This is a genomic window from Corynebacterium silvaticum, assembly GCF_002162115.2.
GTDB classification, from domain to species: Bacteria; Actinomycetota; Actinomycetes; order Mycobacteriales; family Mycobacteriaceae; genus Corynebacterium; species Corynebacterium silvaticum.
In genome coordinates, this window is record NZ_CP021417.2 from 174,153 (window position 1) to 188,974 (window position 14,822).

23 protein-coding genes are annotated in these 14,822 nt (G+C 52.1%); all 23 read left to right on the forward strand.

Annotation, left to right across the window (positions count from 1 at the left end):
• Positions 1–27 precede the first annotated feature (27 nt).
• The 23 genes from CBE74_RS12320 to CBE74_RS13275 all read left to right on the forward strand — a co-directional run bounded on the left by CBE74_RS12320 (position 28) and on the right by CBE74_RS13275 (position 14,801).
• Positions 28–237 (forward strand): helix-turn-helix domain-containing protein, encoded by a 210-nt coding sequence (locus tag CBE74_RS12320; protein ID WP_087453193.1) that lies wholly within the window; start codon positions 28–30, stop codon positions 235–237.
• Complete coding sequence (locus tag CBE74_RS12325; RefSeq protein WP_087453194.1) at positions 234–461, forward strand: hypothetical protein; 228 nt, start codon at positions 234–236, stop codon at positions 459–461. The genes CBE74_RS12320 and CBE74_RS12325 overlap by 4 nt, the downstream gene beginning before the upstream one ends.
• Positions 462–476: 15 nt before the next feature.
• Positions 477–1,490 carry a phage antirepressor gene (locus CBE74_RS12335; RefSeq protein ID WP_225871209.1) on the forward strand — a complete coding sequence of 338 codons (1,014 nt, stop codon included), beginning with the start codon at positions 477–479 and terminating at the stop codon, positions 1,488–1,490.
• A gap of 80 nt (positions 1,491–1,570) precedes the next feature.
• A complete protein-coding gene (locus CBE74_RS12370; RefSeq protein ID WP_134873825.1) occupies positions 1,571–2,329 on the forward strand; it encodes a hypothetical protein in 759 nt (252 codons plus the stop codon).
• Between the two features lie 440 nt (positions 2,330–2,769).
• Positions 2,770–3,591, forward strand: a complete 822-nt coding sequence (locus CBE74_RS12390; RefSeq protein WP_225871210.1) for an HNH endonuclease — start codon at positions 2,770–2,772, stop codon at positions 3,589–3,591.
• A gap of 142 nt (positions 3,592–3,733) precedes the next feature.
• The gene (locus CBE74_RS12405; RefSeq protein ID WP_087453198.1) at positions 3,734–4,288 is read left to right on the forward strand and encodes a hypothetical protein; all 555 of its coding nucleotides are present in this window, start codon (positions 3,734–3,736) and stop codon (positions 4,286–4,288) included.
• Positions 4,289–4,480: 192 nt separating this feature from the next.
• Positions 4,481–4,630, forward strand: a complete 150-nt coding sequence (locus tag CBE74_RS12415; protein ID WP_166741021.1) for a hypothetical protein — start codon at positions 4,481–4,483, stop codon at positions 4,628–4,630.
• 282 nt (positions 4,631–4,912) lie between these two features.
• Positions 4,913–5,392 carry a hypothetical protein gene (locus CBE74_RS12625; RefSeq protein WP_087453200.1) on the forward strand — a complete coding sequence of 160 codons (480 nt, stop codon included), beginning with the start codon at positions 4,913–4,915 and terminating at the stop codon, positions 5,390–5,392.
• Positions 5,376–6,446, forward strand: a complete 1,071-nt coding sequence (locus CBE74_RS12750; protein WP_171483365.1) for a terminase — start codon at positions 5,376–5,378, stop codon at positions 6,444–6,446. Before CBE74_RS12625 ends, CBE74_RS12750 begins: the two co-directional genes overlap by 17 nt.
• Positions 6,421–7,032 (forward strand): terminase, encoded by a 612-nt coding sequence (locus CBE74_RS13005; protein ID WP_087453202.1) that lies wholly within the window; start codon positions 6,421–6,423, stop codon positions 7,030–7,032. The genes CBE74_RS12750 and CBE74_RS13005 overlap by 26 nt, the downstream gene beginning before the upstream one ends.
• Positions 7,032–7,208, forward strand: a complete 177-nt coding sequence (locus tag CBE74_RS13010; RefSeq protein ID WP_167552591.1) for a hypothetical protein — start codon at positions 7,032–7,034, stop codon at positions 7,206–7,208. Before CBE74_RS13005 ends, CBE74_RS13010 begins: the two co-directional genes overlap by 1 nt.
• A 42-nt stretch (positions 7,209–7,250) precedes the next feature.
• Positions 7,251–7,976 carry a phage portal protein gene (locus CBE74_RS13015; protein ID WP_259484369.1) on the forward strand — a complete coding sequence of 242 codons (726 nt, stop codon included), beginning with the start codon at positions 7,251–7,253 and terminating at the stop codon, positions 7,974–7,976.
• A complete protein-coding gene (locus CBE74_RS13120; protein WP_225870471.1) occupies positions 7,928–8,359 on the forward strand; it encodes a hypothetical protein in 432 nt (143 codons plus the stop codon). The genes CBE74_RS13015 and CBE74_RS13120 overlap by 49 nt, the downstream gene beginning before the upstream one ends.
• Positions 8,360–8,497: 138 nt before the next feature.
• Positions 8,498–10,078 carry a hypothetical protein gene (locus tag CBE74_RS13230; RefSeq protein ID WP_087453204.1) on the forward strand — a complete coding sequence of 527 codons (1,581 nt, stop codon included), beginning with the start codon at positions 8,498–8,500 and terminating at the stop codon, positions 10,076–10,078.
• The gene (locus CBE74_RS13235) at positions 10,075–10,377 is read left to right on the forward strand and encodes a hypothetical protein (RefSeq protein ID WP_087453205.1); all 303 of its coding nucleotides are present in this window, start codon (positions 10,075–10,077) and stop codon (positions 10,375–10,377) included. Before CBE74_RS13230 ends, CBE74_RS13235 begins: the two co-directional genes overlap by 4 nt.
• 76 nt (positions 10,378–10,453) lie before the next feature.
• Complete coding sequence (locus tag CBE74_RS13240) at positions 10,454–11,074, forward strand: hypothetical protein (protein ID WP_087453206.1); 621 nt, start codon at positions 10,454–10,456, stop codon at positions 11,072–11,074.
• Positions 11,075–11,085: 11 nt separating this feature from the next.
• Positions 11,086–12,075: a major capsid protein gene (locus CBE74_RS13245; RefSeq protein ID WP_087453207.1), complete on the forward strand. Its 990-nt coding sequence runs from the start codon at positions 11,086–11,088 to the stop codon at positions 12,073–12,075.
• Between the two features lie 11 nt (positions 12,076–12,086).
• Positions 12,087–12,386 carry a hypothetical protein gene (locus CBE74_RS13250; protein ID WP_087453208.1) on the forward strand — a complete coding sequence of 100 codons (300 nt, stop codon included), beginning with the start codon at positions 12,087–12,089 and terminating at the stop codon, positions 12,384–12,386.
• A gap of 418 nt (positions 12,387–12,804) precedes the next feature.
• Complete coding sequence (locus CBE74_RS13255; RefSeq protein WP_225870174.1) at positions 12,805–13,173, forward strand: hypothetical protein; 369 nt, start codon at positions 12,805–12,807, stop codon at positions 13,171–13,173.
• On the forward strand, positions 13,170–13,490 hold the full coding sequence (locus CBE74_RS13260) for a hypothetical protein (protein WP_087453211.1): 321 nt from the start codon (positions 13,170–13,172) through the stop codon (positions 13,488–13,490). Before CBE74_RS13255 ends, CBE74_RS13260 begins: the two co-directional genes overlap by 4 nt.
• Positions 13,487–13,942 (forward strand): hypothetical protein, encoded by a 456-nt coding sequence (locus CBE74_RS13265; RefSeq protein ID WP_087453212.1) that lies wholly within the window; start codon positions 13,487–13,489, stop codon positions 13,940–13,942. The genes CBE74_RS13260 and CBE74_RS13265 overlap by 4 nt, the downstream gene beginning before the upstream one ends.
• 17 nt (positions 13,943–13,959) lie before the next feature.
• On the forward strand, positions 13,960–14,112 hold the full coding sequence (locus tag CBE74_RS13270; protein WP_225870172.1) for a hypothetical protein: 153 nt from the start codon (positions 13,960–13,962) through the stop codon (positions 14,110–14,112).
• A 29-nt stretch (positions 14,113–14,141) separates the two neighbouring features.
• A complete protein-coding gene (locus CBE74_RS13275) occupies positions 14,142–14,801 on the forward strand; it encodes a hypothetical protein (RefSeq protein WP_225870171.1) in 660 nt (219 codons plus the stop codon).
• Positions 14,802–14,822 lie beyond the last annotated feature (21 nt).

Consider the following 14,822-nt stretch of genomic DNA (forward strand, 5'->3'; position numbering starts at 1 on the left):
AGACTCAAAAAGGAAAGGGGAATTTCCGTGACCAACGTTAGCACACTAGATCGCTGGTTGTCACCAAACCAGGCTGCAGAAATCATCCCATATTCACCGTGGCAGATCAGGAAGTTTTGCCGTGAAGGACTTCTACCGTCATCGAAAAAGCCAGGTTCGAAAAACAACCGCATCATGATCAAACACTCCGCCATCATCGCTTTTGCCCAAACAGCGCAAGAAAGAAGAAACCAATGATTATCACGCTAACTGTTGCACTGGTCGTGACCATGATGCTAACTGTATGGCTTGCTTTACAACTGGCAAACCTTGCAGAAACGGTGATTGAGCTCGTGGACGCATCCAATGACATGGACGTCGAAATCCAGACGCTAACCATGCACATTGATGACATCTATAACGAGATGACAATTCCTCGGCCAGACTACAGGGCCGACATCATCGAATCTAGCTCCCGTTAAAAGTGGAGTTGAAGAATGAATATCCAGCCTTATACCTTCCAAGGTCACACAGTCCGGATCATCATTGATGATCAAGGTGACCCACAATGGGTGGCCAGTGATGTAGCTAAAGTCCTTGGCTACCGGGACGCTGCGAATATGACGCGTCGCTTGGACGCGGATGAAAAAGGTACTCGTTCAGTGAGTACGTCGCAGGTCAGCGGCGATTCTTCAGCAAGGGCAATGACCGTTATTACTGAGGCGGGTCTGTACTCCGCGATTTTCGCAAGCCGCCTTGATCAAGCAAAAGAATTCAAAAAGTGGGTGACTGCCGAAGTTCTTCCCTCGATCCGGAAATACGGGGCATATATGACCCCTGCCACGATTGAACAGGTCATCACAGACCCGGACACAATCATTTACCTAGCGTCCAAGCTTAAAGAGGAGCAGGAAAGAACCCGTCAGCTAGAAGCGCCTGCAGCTGCATGGAATCAGCTCGCAGAAGCTGAAGGAGACTACTCGGTGGCCCAGGCTGCAAAAGTCCTTTCGAGGGATCCAGCAATCTCTATTGGCCGTGATCGCCTTTTCGCTCACATGGAAAAACTTGGCTGGATTTTCAGGCCCCGTGGAGCACGAAGGCGTCACTGGGAAGCATCCCAGGCAAAAGCAATCGATACTCACCGCTTGGTGCACAAGCTTGGAAAGCCTTTTCGCAATCCACATACAGGATCAATGGAAGTACCCTCCCCAACGATCCGCGTGACACCAAAAGGTTTAAAAGATTTGCACAAGACTTTAGGCGGCGGGCACCCAGAAATAGGAAAAAAAGATATGACACACGCACATCAAGAATCCGGGATCGATATTCACCTCGCGACCTGCCGGGAGGATCTTCTCGCTGCAGCGCCACGCTTTTTCCGGAAACTCACCCCTGCCGAAGCAGACGACATGACCAGCGAAGTGATCAGACTTTTGAAAAGAAACGGCTGGAACCGCCTCACAATGCCGGTTTCTGCCTTCCTGACCATCGCAAATTATTACGCACGGTAACGGGAGAAACCTATGAAGGAAAACCCAAATCTGGAAATACCAGGACAAATGGAACTTCTAGAAAAAATCGAGAAAAGACAATGAACCAGACGAAAAGTAAACCACAGGAACAAACACTTATTGTTTGCCCCACGGGCATGCTCAATCGTGCATTAAAAGCAGCAAAAACGATTGCAGGAAATAAAGACCCCTATGACGTGATTCAACTGCGCCCCTATGGTGAAGATGGCCTTGCAGTGTGCGCAGTCAACGACACAACAACATTTGTCGCGAGCATCGAAACAAGGATCTATCGCATGGGGTCTGAAGAAGATGAGGTCATCGAATTCCCGAAAACGGTGCTACCTGCCTTCATTATGGCAACATCAGGAATCACAAAAGACAGTGATGTGGAACTTCTCACCGGCCTGCATGTGGCAGAAAACCAGATCACGATCACTGACGAAACCGGTATCGGTCTTGATATCGCTTTGGTCAAAGTGAAAAGACATCAAGAACCAGCAAACATCGGTGACCCCAGGGCAACTATCACACGAGTGATAAACCAGCTTAAACAAACCTCTGACCCTGGCCCTGTTCGCCCACTTCCACGCCAGATCATGGCGGTGGCAAAAGCCGCATCATCGATGGGAAGCCGCCCTGAACTCTATCAGTGCTCCTATGTTCATAACCACACTGCAGCTGTAAGAATCGTCGCTGTAACACCAATCTGGGCTATGAGTGTCTTGGATAGACCTGGTGCATCGCAACAAGACGATGAGATAGAACCTGAATCAGATCTCCCCGAAAAAACAACACTGCGTGTTGTTGAAACAAACCCCACAAAAGGCATCTCATGAACAACAACGAAGCCCTGTGCCACCGTAGCCGTATGAAAGGGGAGACCTCTCTCTGGGATACCCGTCTGCCTGGGGAATCAACGCAAGAAATGATTGCACGCAATCTACGGGCAAAACTCATCTGCCACCAATGCCCACTGTTAGAGCCTTGCGAAAAATATTTATCCGAGTGTGAACAACAAGACTTACCTATCACAGGTGTTATAGCAGGTCGTTATTCAGATGTGAGAACACGACATATGGCTAACGATCTTATGACTCTCCAACGAACCTGTAGGGCGTGCTTGGCAGAGTTGATCCCACAATCAGGAAAAACTCACTACGTATCACCTCAAGCGCGTGCGCATAAAGGTGAAGGATTATGTGAACAATGCTTCCCAACATTCTCACGAACAGCACGCAAAACCGCATGATGACCACCCAACAGCAAGGAAACAACAATGGCATGGAGCAGATTCGGCGACAACATCGCCACACACCCGCTCATGGCCAGACTCCTCACCTCATGCGACTTCGACCACCAACTCAAAAACGAAGCCTTCGGACTCCTCGTCCAACTCACCTCCGCCAGCGCAGCCCACCTCACCGACTACATCGTCGAATACGGACACATGGCACAAGTTGCGCCGGGTCGTGAAAAAGTCATTATCGAGGTTCTTTCTTCCGCTGGTTTGCTTTTTAGGGAGAAAGACGCAGATGGGCGAAAAGTTTTGCGGATCGTTGATGATGTTGAATTTCTCCATAACAGGAGCAAAGAAGAGGTCGAAATCGACCGTCGTCGTGCAGCCGATAAGAGAAATCCAGAACTTATACCGGCAGTACGTCACCGCGATGGTGACCAGTGTCGCTGGTGCGGCCGTACAGTGAATTGGAAGGATCGAAAAAGCTGGCGGGCAGCAACAATCGATTCGCTCAATGCGCACAAGGAATCAACAGTGGAAACGCTTGTGGTTGCTTGCAAAAAATGTAATTCAAAACGCGGCGCAGGAGAAGAGCTTGAACTTCTTCCTGCTCCTGAAAAAGGAAAGGCCTACTACCACGCCACACAGTTGATTTCATCAACGGCTCACACTGGGCTCAAGAGAACGGAATCCAGATCTACACAGCCCAAACCGAACTTCCCATCGATACCTCGGCAGCGCCGTCAAGGCAGCAGCAGGAGAGTAAGGCAGCAGCGCCCGTGGTGGCAGCAGCGCCGACTCTTCGAGCAGCGCCGGACGCTGACGCGCCGACCCGAAACCATGTTTATAACGATTTGGTAAAACCTACGACGGATCAAGCACAAATCACAGATCGGTGGGGTGACGGATCTAGATCTCTCGGGACGGGACGGGCAGAGACAGGCAGGGACGGCAAGGAAGCGCCGCAGGCGCAGAGGCCGTCGTGGTGGAAGGGAAGAAAAGAATGGATGATTGGCGCCTGCATGATTTTGGGAAAGCTTTGTATCTTTGTGAAAAGCTTGGTCCTTTGATTGATGACATTATGGTTCCTACTCAAGGGCAGAAGGCAGGTGGCGGTAGTGGCTCTCATCGAGGTTCATCACGTCCGCCTTTGAGAGTTCCTATTCTTGATCTCAAGATGGAAACGGAGCATCTTCTTGCATTTTGGGCAAGGATCCTTGCGCGTGAAACTGGCCAGGGGCTTGTACTGTGTCCTCAGCGGATTGCTGGGATTGCTGCGTGGATGCAGGCACGTCTCCATGTGCTTGCAGATGCTCCAGCTGCCACTGTGGCTGCAGAAGAGATCATTGCTCAAGCACAGTTGCTTGATTCGATCTTTGCTGATGACACTCCGGTGGAAGGTTCGTGTAGAGAGATTGCTGCGGCTTGCAGGCAGCGTGGTCATGATCTTTCAAAGAGCACTATTTACCGGTGGGTGCATGATGGGCTTATTCCTTCCACAGTGCGTGACGGTGTTGTCATCGTGGCTTTGAGTGATGTTATGAACAGGCTGCAATGACACTTGTAGACTCGTGGGACACCTATGTAGTAAGCTAGCGCTCGTATCACCTGGGTCCAACCGCAATCATGTGGCTGGGCCTTTTGTCATGCTCAGGAGGTGTCATGGCGAGAGCAGGCTCAATTTGCTGCGAAGCAGGATGCCCAGAGCCGGCTAAATACCGAGGACGATGCAGTGAGCATGCTCGTGCCCATGAAACACACGAGCGGAAAACTGTGGCAACGAAGATTGATGGACAACGAACAGCAGTCATTAGACGAGCAGCCGTGGATAGATGGCGGGAAATCTATGGAGATTGGTGCCCAGGCTACAAGTGCTACGGACATAAAGCCCATGATTTGACCGCGCAGCATACACAGGCTCTAGCGCTCGGAGGCGGCTCGGAGCAGCATCTGACGGTGCTGTGCCGGCGGTGTAACTCCCGTCACGCAGTGGACGTGCGGCGGGCGCTGGCATCCACTTACAGTAGGCCCCAGGGGAGGGGCCCTCGACGGCTTTGAACCCCAGCCGTGGGGGAGATCTCTCAGAGGTGCGAAGGGTTCAAAAAGTTCACTGACCAGCCGTTTTTTTTGAACCCGACATGTTGGAATTGTGCCCAATGGGCGTGAGAAAGGAGGCGAAATTATGCCACGAGGTGGGGCGAGAAGCCGGTCTGGCCCAGCACCAGACCCAACATCGGGGCGATCAGACCGCCGAAAGCTCGACGAAAAACTACAAGTGCTGCCCGCAAGTGGATGGCAAGGAGATGCACCACCATGGCCATTGCCACAGAAGGGGACAAAGAAGCGTGAGCGTGATGTATGGAAGCACATCTGGACTTACCCCCAAGCAGCAGCCTGGATTAACGAGCCGTGGCGCTGGCTGGAGCTCGCGCAGTACGTACGGAAATTAGTGGTCACAGAAGACCCTGAAACACCTGCATCTACGATGACAGTAGTTTTGCGCATGGCTGAGTCCCTCGGTCTTTCTCCTGCAGGACTCCGAGCAAATGACTGGGTGATCTCCGCATCCGAGACGGAAGGAGACGCGGCGCTGACAACCACCCCGCCACGGTCTCCGCAGCCTATCCGTCGGCTCCGCGCAGTAAATGGAGACACAGAATAACGACTGGCTCATCACCTTCCTGACACTCGGCGACCTCTGGGACGCATGGGTACAAGCACACTGCCTCATCCCAGACGGATACAAACGCGGGCAAGCTCTTCAATGGAGTGATTGGCAATTTTGGTGTGCGGCTCAGTTCGGCCGCATCCGCGCCGGGCTGGAATGGAATGGCGAGCCTTTAGGCAATCAAGCGTTCCAATATCGCCGAATGCAGGTGATTGCTCCACAAAAGACGGGCAAGGGGCCGTGGGCGGCCACGATGACGCTTATACAGGCCGTGGGGACATCGGAATTTGATGGCTGGGCAGAAGAAGGTGAGGCGTATCGGTGCGCTGACTGGGGCTGCGATTGTGGTTTTGAGTTTCCCTACCAGAAGGGAGAGCCGAAAGGCCGCCCACACCCATCACCGCTGATTCAGCTCACAGCGACATCAGAAGACCAAGTAGATAACACGATGCGCCCATTGAAGTCGATGATCAAGATGGGGCCGTTGCATCATCTTCTAGCCACCCGAGGGGAATTCATTCGCATTCTCGGAGGGCTCGGAGGCGATGATGCTGATCGAATCGACGCCGTGACAGCTTCTGCTGACTCCAGGGTCGGTAACCCCGTCAGTTTCGTGCTTCAAGACGAGACCGGTTTGTGGAACAAGCGGAACAAGATGGAAAAAGTAGCTGACGCGCAACGCCGTGGCCTTGCAGGTATGGCTGGGCGTTCAATCGAAACCACAAATGCTTACGACTCGGCGGAACGCTCAGTTGCGCAAACGACGTTTGAATCGACGGCGCTAGATGTGTTTTGCTTTTACATCCCGCCGCCAAAAGGGCTGTTGTGGAAACGCCCTAAAGACCGCCGCCGAATCCTCGAAGCCGTCTATAAGGGCTCTCCATGGGTCAATATTGACTCGGTGCTAGCAGAAGCAAATGAGATTTCAGAGCGCGATCCAGAGCAAGCAGAGCGATTCTTCGGGAATCGGATTACATATTCATCAGGCACATGGTTGCCGACGAATCTTTGGGAGGATTGCTTTGCACTGGATCGAGAACCCGCCTGATGGTGAATCAATCTGTGTCGGATTCGACGGCTCTGAAAACAACGATTTCACGGCTTTGCGCGCTGAAACGCGTGGTGGATTCATTTTCACGCCGCGCTATGGGCCGGATCGTAGGCCTACTATCTGGAATCCTGCAGAGTGGGGCGGAAAAACTCCACGGTCGGAGGTCATGGCCGCTGTCGATGAGATCCGAAACCGGTATCAGATTCAGCGGTTTTACGCGGATCCGCAAGATTGGAGATCTGAAATCGGGGAGTGGGCGCTGCAAATCGGCCAAGAACGTGTTTTTGAATGGCCAACCAACGCGATCAAGAGAATGTATGCGGCAATTTCTCGTTTTGAAATTGATTTAGCCAATGGGCGAATCACGCATGATGGATGCCCACTGACGGCGCTTGCAATGGCAAATGCGAAAAAAGTTGCAAAAATTGGGCAGCAGTACGTTCTCGGAAAGCCTTCAGAACATCAAAAAATAGATGCAGCAATGGCGACGATCCTCGCTCATGAAGCAGCGATGGATGCTCATGCAAAGCAATGGGATTCAGAGACCACCCGCGTTGTCGTCTTAGGAAGGAGGAGAAGATAATGGATCTCACGAAGCCGGAAGAAGAGCTCGTGAAGAAGCTGTTTATGAAGATTCAAAAGCAGCGTAACCAGGACAAAATCAATGAGCGCTATTACAAAGGCTTGCAGCAGATCGGCAATCTGGGAATCTCCGTTCCTCCAGATGTACAGCCTTTCGCCTTTCCGCTCAATTGGTGAAGGACCTATGTTGATGTTCTTGAAGAGCGGCAAGACGTCCGTTTGCTAATCCGTTCTGGTGAGATCACCGAAGACAAGGAGCTGCGCCTTGATTGGGAAGCAAATGATCTTGATGTGCAAAGCCACCTCGTGCACAAGGACCTAACGATTTACGGTCGTGCTTTCATCTCGGTGGCTGCTGATCCAGACGGTGGGCGTCCTCGAATCAGAGCAGAATCTCCCAAAGATATGGCGGCAATCGTTGATCCGCTTACAAGATCGATGACGGCGGCGCTGCGGATTTATCGCGATTCCATCGGAATTGCAGAGCACATGACGCTGTATTTGCCGGATTCCACAGTGATCATGAGCAAAAAACTGGGGATGTGGAAAGCAAAGACGCAGATTGAGCACAATCTTGGGCGCGTCCCGATCGTCATGATGATTAACCGCCAACAGTCGGGATCCTTCGAGGGGGAAACACAGCTCTCGGATCTCAAGCCAATCGTTGATATGGCTGGGCGTGTAATGCTGCAGCTGCAGCTCGCGATGGAGACCACGTCCATGCCACAGAAAATCGCTCTTGGCGTCAGCGAAGAAGATTTCGTCGACGAAAACGGGGAACGACTCGATCCGTGGGACACATACTTGGGGGGGCTGTCTGGGCGCTGTCCAACAAAGGCGCCAAAGTGGAGCAGCTCGCAGGTGCAAGCCTGTCAGGCTTCCATGACACCATCAAGATGCTTGCCGAGCAGGCCTCAACGATTACGGGGCTTCCAGTCCGGATGATGGGGCAAAACACCGCTAATCCGGCAGCTGAGGGTGCTATCAGGGCTGACGAGTCACGCCTTGTCAAGCAGGTCGAAAGAATCAACTCCGTTGCAGGAGCGGGCTGGGCATGGGCGCTTGGAATTGCCGAGCGTATCCGCACCAGAGAATGGTCAGCTGATGGCAAGATCCAGATTTTGTGGCGTAATCCTGGGACGCCAACGGAAGCTCAGCAAGCAGGTGCGATGCAGAAACTGACTGGCGGTAGGCCAACGTTATCGGTGCGTGGAGCCATGAATGAAATGGGCTGGCCGCAAGCGAGGATCGACCGCGAAATCGAATGGCTCAGCCAAGAAGAAGCCGGAACACTTCTGCAGAAACTGGAACGTGACGCAGAAACGTGACAGTAAGGGGGTGGGGAAATGCACGACAATCAGTTCAGCCGTTTACCACCAGAACTACGCGCCGCAGCTGGCACACGCTCAGAAATCATAAGGGACACAGTCAGATGGGTATCAGCGGTCTGGAATAAAAACAGACCAATGGATCCATCAACCTGGTTCGAGATCTACGCCGAAGAATTCACCAAGAGAGTCGCAGAAGCGCAGCTCGAAGCAGCAAGCATCGCCATCGGCTCCGTCGACACAGCACTAGCACTCCAAGGCTATGACGGCACCCCGCTAGGACACGCCTCACCAGAAGCCTTCACCGGAATCACCGGCTCTGGGCAGCCAATCATGGGCCTCGCCTACGCACAAGGACTGCGTGTCACAGAAGCAATCGACAACGGCGCGACCGATATAGAAAGGGCAAAAATATGGAAATACAGCGGGCAAGTCCTCCAAATGGCAACGCAAACGGCAATCTCAGACGCATCGAGAATCGCTAAACTCACCAACCTCATCGCCCGCCCACGAACCACATGGGTGAGAATCGTCCGCCCACCGTGCTGCGCTCGCTGCGCAATCCTTGCAGGAAAACGCGGAGGAGCAGGACTTGGATTCCAACGGCACCCAGGCTGTGACTGCGACGCAATCCCTGTATCCGAAGAAACATCGGACATGCACAAGCTGTGGATATTTGATGTGGATAAATATTTCGCACAACTATCCGAAAAAGACCAAAACAAAATCTTCACCATCGCAGGCGCCCAAGCAATCCGCGACGGAGCAGACCCATCACAGGTCATCAATGCGCGACGGGGAATGAAGGTTGCTGCAGATCGTTTTGGCACTCGCGCTGTTATGACTTCGGAGGGAACGACGAAGCGCGGTTGGGCTTCGATGTATCTGCGTCAGCAGTATGACTCGAAGATGTCGAAGCGGGGGCGGTATATGCATACTGGACGGCAGCGATTGATGCCGGAAGAGATTTACCACCTTGCAGGTGGTGACCGCGACATAGCTGTGTCATTGCTGCATAAAAACGGGTTCTTACTGGATGCATCGCCCACATTGGATTCTAAGCTCAACTTTTTTACGCGGGACAAAGCCGTAAAAGAAGCTACAGAGCGAGCTCGTGTGAAGCTGAAAGCGCGGCATGAAAAAGAGTTAAAGCGTGTAAAGGTCGAGGCTGGTAGCGGTGATCCGCCAAGCTGGTCGAAGATAGGTGGTGGTGATGATGAGATTCGGCGTCGGTATTTCCAGGATTTGCGTACAGCGGATAAGCGCGTGCCAATTGAACGCATCATCACTGGAAGGGTAAAGAAGAAATTTATCCAAGGTGCTCATGATCATTCCAGGCGCTCATGGGTTGTTGAGCAAGTCGAGAATGGAGTCTCCATACCAAACGGTGAGAAAACTTTCTTTCCATTGTTGAAAGGAAGAACAAAAGCTTTAGAAGCATGGTTAGGAGACGAAAAATCCGGATTGATCAGTGAAATTCTTGCAGATCCTGATCGGATAGATATTTCAAAAAATGGTTTATGGACACTAAAAAAATCGGTTATAAGTCCTGATGGGCATTCTTTGGACGTTACTGTTTATACAGGGCCAACGAAGGGACGCGACAGCAGGACTTTTAAGGTGAATACTGCTTTTCCAGTCGGGGGACAAGGTGTTACGGTGATCCGTCAAGATGGTATCGTCAATGTAGTTAAAAGGAAAGGAGGAATAGAGACATGAACACGTACCAGAAAATAAAAGAAAAAACCGGTGGGAAGATCTATCTCGGAGTAGGGCTAAAACCGGGTAACCAAGATGAGATCGCTATTGAAATATGCTATGTAGAAGAACTCATTAAATATGGTTATCTTGACGTAGAGTTGAAGAAAGAATTTCTGGATTTATGGCTCAGTGATGATATGTACGATGACTTGGATGATCTTGATCCAATAGAGCTGAAAACGTACCATAACCTGCTAAAATATGCGGACATGGAGCCTCGTGTAGATATATCCACATTCCTCCATAAAGCCGCATAATTCAACAATTTCACTAACCCATTACCGATCGCGGTAATGGGTTTTTCTATACCCAAAATCAGAAGGATTGTAAGCAATGCCCAAGAAAAAAGCTCCATGGGTCCGAGCGATCATCAACGACTCCGACACCGCTCATAGTGGATCTAGTGCGGGAGTAGATGACCAAAGCAGCCCTAAAACTACTCCGCAAGACGGGAAAGCCGAAGGAGATAAGGCTGCCGTAGGTCATGTCGGTGATGAAGATCCGGAGGCCCGTGGATCAAAGAATATGGTGCTCAAGGATCTTGCTCGTGAGCGTGATAAACGCCAAGAAGCAGAACAGCAGCGCGACGAATTCAAAGCAAAGCTCGATGAGATCGAGCGGTCAAAAATGAGCGATCACGAAAAAACAGTAGCGGATCGTGATCAGGCATTAGCAAGAATTGCGGAGCTGGAAAAACAAATCGCTGATGGGGAAGCTGCATCCAAACGGCGTGAGGCCGTGGCAGGGGCATTGGCTGCAACCAAACTACCCGCCGAGATGGCGGAAAGACTGCGGGGAGAAACCGCAGAAGAAATCATGGAAGACGCAAAAGCACTTGCAAAGACAATCGGCTTCGACCGCTCTGCATTAGACCCTTCACAAGGTCAGAACGCAGCTGGCAAGTCGCAAACAAACTCACTCTCAAGCGCTTTGCGTGCCCACTTTAACGCCTAAAGGAGGAATAAATGGCTATAAACCTAGAGCAAGCAAAGCTCAATACCCTAGAAGATTATGAGCCAACAGTCATCGATGAGTTCCGCAAGGAATCGGTGATTCTGGATAGCTTGGCATTCGATACGGCAGTGAATCCAGCGGGAGGTGGAGCCACATTGTCGTACGGCTATCGCCGCCTAGCTACGCAGCGTGATGCAGCATTCCGCGAAATCGGAGCGGAGTACACCGATAGAGAAGTCACCACAAAGAAAATCAGTGTCGAGCTGAAACCGCTCGGTGGTTCCTTCAAAGTCGATCGTGTGCTCGCACACCTTGGCCCAGCAGCATCTGATGAGATTGCTCTACAGATGTCACAGCTGATCAAAGCGACTACTACAAAGTTCTGTGATGCTGTGATCAACGGAGACACAGCAAAGGACGCAAACGGTTTTGATGGCCTTGATAAGGCGCTGAAAGATTCTTCTACCGAATTGAACAAGGAAGAAGAAGGAACCGAGCGCGATTGGTCCAAGTTCACATCTGCAGATGAAGCGATGTCGGTGCTCGATGATCTCGACGAACTTTTGGATGTGCTTGACGGCCCGCCAACCATGCTCTTCGGTAACAAACGTGCGCTAGCAAAGGTTCGCGCAGCAGCGCGCCGAGCAAATATGTATTCACGCGAACCTGTTGATGGTCTGTTGGGATCCAATGGTCATCAGATCACGCGTGAACAGATCGGAAATGTGATTATCGTTGATCCTGGCACAAAAGCCGGTAGCAATGATCCGATCATTCCTGTGACTCTTGGTAAGACGAGCCTGTATGCGGTCAGGTTTGGCCTTGATGGCTTCCATGGTGTCACAACGACGGATGGTCGCATGATCAAGACTTGGCTTCCGGATTTCTCTACCGCTGGTGCCGTCAAGCGTGGCGAGGTCGAGCTCGGTCCGATTGCGGTTGCGCTGAAGTCCACTAAGGCTGCTGCCGTCATGCGCAACGTCAAGATCGCTGATAGCTAGGAGGGGCAGAGATGGCGATTGTAAAAACACCAGTGCCTGGATATACGGGTTCTGTTGGTGATGATTATTTCGTTGACGGAGTCTGTCAGGTGTCAGATAACAAGCTCGCGTATTACAGGCGGCATGGGTACACCATCGAGGTCGAAGAGCTAGCAGATCAGGAAGCCTCCGAAACCAGTGCGTCAGGAATACCGGGTGCAAAAGCAAAGAAAGCTGAGTTGATTGCTTACGCCCAAACGCTCGGTATCGATACTGAAGGGCTTGACGTTGCAGGTCTTCGCGAAGTAATTGAGGCCCACGTAGAAGATTAGGAGGTAGCTCTTATGGCAATCTTCCTGAAATCTCTCATTGCAGAAATCTGGCCTGACCTAGACGGTTCTCGCGAATCCTACGCTGAGAGGCTAGTCGGTCGCGCTGAGGCCATCATCATACAGCGTTTTCCCACACTGGAGAAAAGAACCCGCGATGGATCAATTTCAGCCAGTGTGGTCGCAGGCGTTGTTGAAGACATGGTCCTAGGGCCCTTGATAAAACTGGCCGTGGCGGTATGGATAAGCTCGCGTACCCAGAAGTTCAGATGGAATGGTCTTCTGATGGCGGCCTCGGGTCTGGAAATCTCCTCTGGCTTACAACGGATGAAATTGTTTTGCTCTCTCCACCGCAGCCACGCGGGGTCTTCAGCATTAGAAAAGCTCCCACGCCAACTTTTTCGGAAGGGAGCAATCGGTGGTGAGCGCAACAGTCCTTTTCCAAACGGGTTTCACTCTCCGAAAAGTGGTAGAAGGCCGTGAAGACCCAATCACTGGAGAACCTGGCAGTCCTACCATTACTGAGATTGTTGGACGTGGGTTAGTCCAAGAGCCGCTATGGTCAAGCGAAAAAGAAGTGGGCCCAACGTCCGTGAAGGACGAACGCCTGATCATGTTCTGCCCTGTGTCAATGGGGGTTTCTGATGTGGTGGTGACTGCTGCTGACGAGGTCGAAGATCCACGTGGGCAGGTCTGGCAGTGCATCACTGATGGGCATGAGCGTGGTATACCGGGCCAAGCGCCTGAGTACGTCGCGGTACGGGTTCGCCGGGCCAAGGGGAAGAGATGAAAGCGCGGCTAACGATATTCAAGACCCAGATCCGGCAGCAGGTGAGGTTGCAATCTAGGTCAGGGAGAAGAAAAATCGCCCGTCAAATCGCCGACGCCGCCCGCGCTGACGCACCTTATCGAACCGGCGCTTATGCAACGGGGATTGAAGTCAAAGAATCCGGAACTCAAATCATGGTTGTCGATAACGATGATACGGCGATTCACAAAGAGTATGGCACGAATAAAACACCTGCTCATGCATCACTTACCAATGCGGCGATGGGTTACGGCAAGTACTCAGGAATGCGACCAAGGAAAGGCAAGGGTAGGCGATGAGAACACCCATGCCCTATGTGCCGGGTGAGATCCGAAAGTTTTTGCTTCAACATGAAGCGTTCACCGAGCTTTTGCACGGTGGGAAGGTCACGACACGTGAGGTGCCAGACCCTCTAATAAAGCCGCATGTAACAGTAGCTACGGTGGGCCATGTTGGTGATGACCCGATGCTACGACGGCTCATGATCCAGGTCACCCCGTGGGTGCCGGGGCGTGATGCTTCCGGCCTTGATGAGGACCCAGATGTTACCGCGTGGAACCTTGCCGCGACGGCAGGGGAGCTTATTGGACGTGCGAAAAACATCGTTATTGATGATGAGCACGCATGGTCTTCCACGTGGGTTGATGGGCCGATCCAGCTGTATGACACCGAGCGCGGCGCAGACAAAGTTCTGTACTATGCGCCGGTTCGTTTTCAGGTTCACCTGCGCCGACGTGCGCAGATTATCTAACATTTTAAGGAGTTTTTATGTCTCAATACGCAAATCCGGAAAAAGCCTATGTGTGGCTTGACGGCGATGCATTCCGAGGGACCGCTGGCGTAGATATCCTAGCGATCTTTTCGCTGAAGCACTTGAGGGATTTCTGCCATATGGCGGTGTCGAAGTTGGCTTTGAGCTGACGTCCGAGCAAGCGGTCAATAAGCTGCAGGTGTTTAATTATCGCAAGGCGGCCTACAAGGTGGCTCGTGACCCGCTAACCGAGGGCTGCAAGTTCCGTGCAGTCGATAACTCTGAGGCAACTGTTCGCACGCGTGCCCAGGGTGGGAAAGTCAAAAAGATTGGTGAGCACTACACCATCGAAAAGGGTATTGGTGAGGAATTCTCCTTGCTGATCCGCCTCGATGATGGTGAGGATCAAATGGCCATTTGGTGTGAGCGATGCACCCTTTCTGGCCCTGCGACTCGCGCTGCGATTGATGGCAAGAGCCTTGATGGCTATGAATTCTCCGTGGAATTCCTTGTCCCTGCCGTCGAAATTCTTCCTGAGCTTCCAGAAGGAATGAACGTCGATGACGATAACGATCAGTATGAAGAAGATGGGGCCAGCGAAAAAACCGTGACACTTCCCTCCGGAGCATCCGGAGGCACCTTCACCCTTTCCATTGATGGTCAGAAATCCGCTGATATTGCGCAGAATTCCAACGGTACTGCTGTCCAGCTGATTTTGCGCAAAGTCAAGGGCGGGGAGAAAGCCTCGGTCACAGGCCGCGCAGGAGGCCCCTTCACCGTGAAGGGTGTGACCGGTGTACTGACCGCAGACGGCGCTAACCTTACTGGTTCCAGTTCGCAAGAGGTCACCGTCGCATAACCAGCAGCGCCGGCATTGAGG

Coding starts and splice junctions, on each gene's coding strand:
- CBE74_RS12370 (WP_134873825.1), top strand. CDS start 1,571: ATGAACCAGACGAAAAGTAAACCACAGGAACAAACACTTATTGTTTGC.
- CBE74_RS12625 (WP_087453200.1), top strand. CDS start 4,913: ATGCCACGAGGTGGGGCGAGAAGCCGGTCTGGCCCAGCACCAGACCCA.
- CBE74_RS13235 (WP_087453205.1), top strand. CDS start 10,075: ATGAACACGTACCAGAAAATAAAAGAAAAAACCGGTGGGAAGATCTAT.
- CBE74_RS12335 (WP_225871209.1), top strand. CDS start 477: ATGAATATCCAGCCTTATACCTTCCAAGGTCACACAGTCCGGATCATC.
- CBE74_RS13265 (WP_087453212.1), top strand. CDS start 13,487: ATGAGAACACCCATGCCCTATGTGCCGGGTGAGATCCGAAAGTTTTTG.
- CBE74_RS12750 (WP_171483365.1), top strand. CDS start 5,376: ATGGAGACACAGAATAACGACTGGCTCATCACCTTCCTGACACTCGGC.
- CBE74_RS13230 (WP_087453204.1), top strand. CDS start 8,498: ATGGATCCATCAACCTGGTTCGAGATCTACGCCGAAGAATTCACCAAG.
- CBE74_RS13260 (WP_087453211.1), top strand. CDS start 13,170: ATGAAAGCGCGGCTAACGATATTCAAGACCCAGATCCGGCAGCAGGTG.
- CBE74_RS13270 (WP_225870172.1), top strand. CDS start 13,960: ATGTCTCAATACGCAAATCCGGAAAAAGCCTATGTGTGGCTTGACGGC.
- CBE74_RS13250 (WP_087453208.1), top strand. CDS start 12,087: ATGGCGATTGTAAAAACACCAGTGCCTGGATATACGGGTTCTGTTGGT.
- CBE74_RS12325 (WP_087453194.1), top strand. CDS start 234: ATGATTATCACGCTAACTGTTGCACTGGTCGTGACCATGATGCTAACT.
- CBE74_RS12405 (WP_087453198.1), top strand. CDS start 3,734: ATGGATGATTGGCGCCTGCATGATTTTGGGAAAGCTTTGTATCTTTGT.
- CBE74_RS12415 (WP_166741021.1), top strand. CDS start 4,481: ATGAAACACACGAGCGGAAAACTGTGGCAACGAAGATTGATGGACAAC.
- CBE74_RS13120 (WP_225870471.1), top strand. CDS start 7,928: ATGCTTGCCGAGCAGGCCTCAACGATTACGGGGCTTCCAGTCCGGATG.
- CBE74_RS13010 (WP_167552591.1), top strand. CDS start 7,032: ATGGATCTCACGAAGCCGGAAGAAGAGCTCGTGAAGAAGCTGTTTATG.
- CBE74_RS13240 (WP_087453206.1), top strand. CDS start 10,454: ATGCCCAAGAAAAAAGCTCCATGGGTCCGAGCGATCATCAACGACTCC.
- CBE74_RS13245 (WP_087453207.1), top strand. CDS start 11,086: ATGGCTATAAACCTAGAGCAAGCAAAGCTCAATACCCTAGAAGATTAT.
- CBE74_RS12390 (WP_225871210.1), top strand. CDS start 2,770: ATGGCATGGAGCAGATTCGGCGACAACATCGCCACACACCCGCTCATG.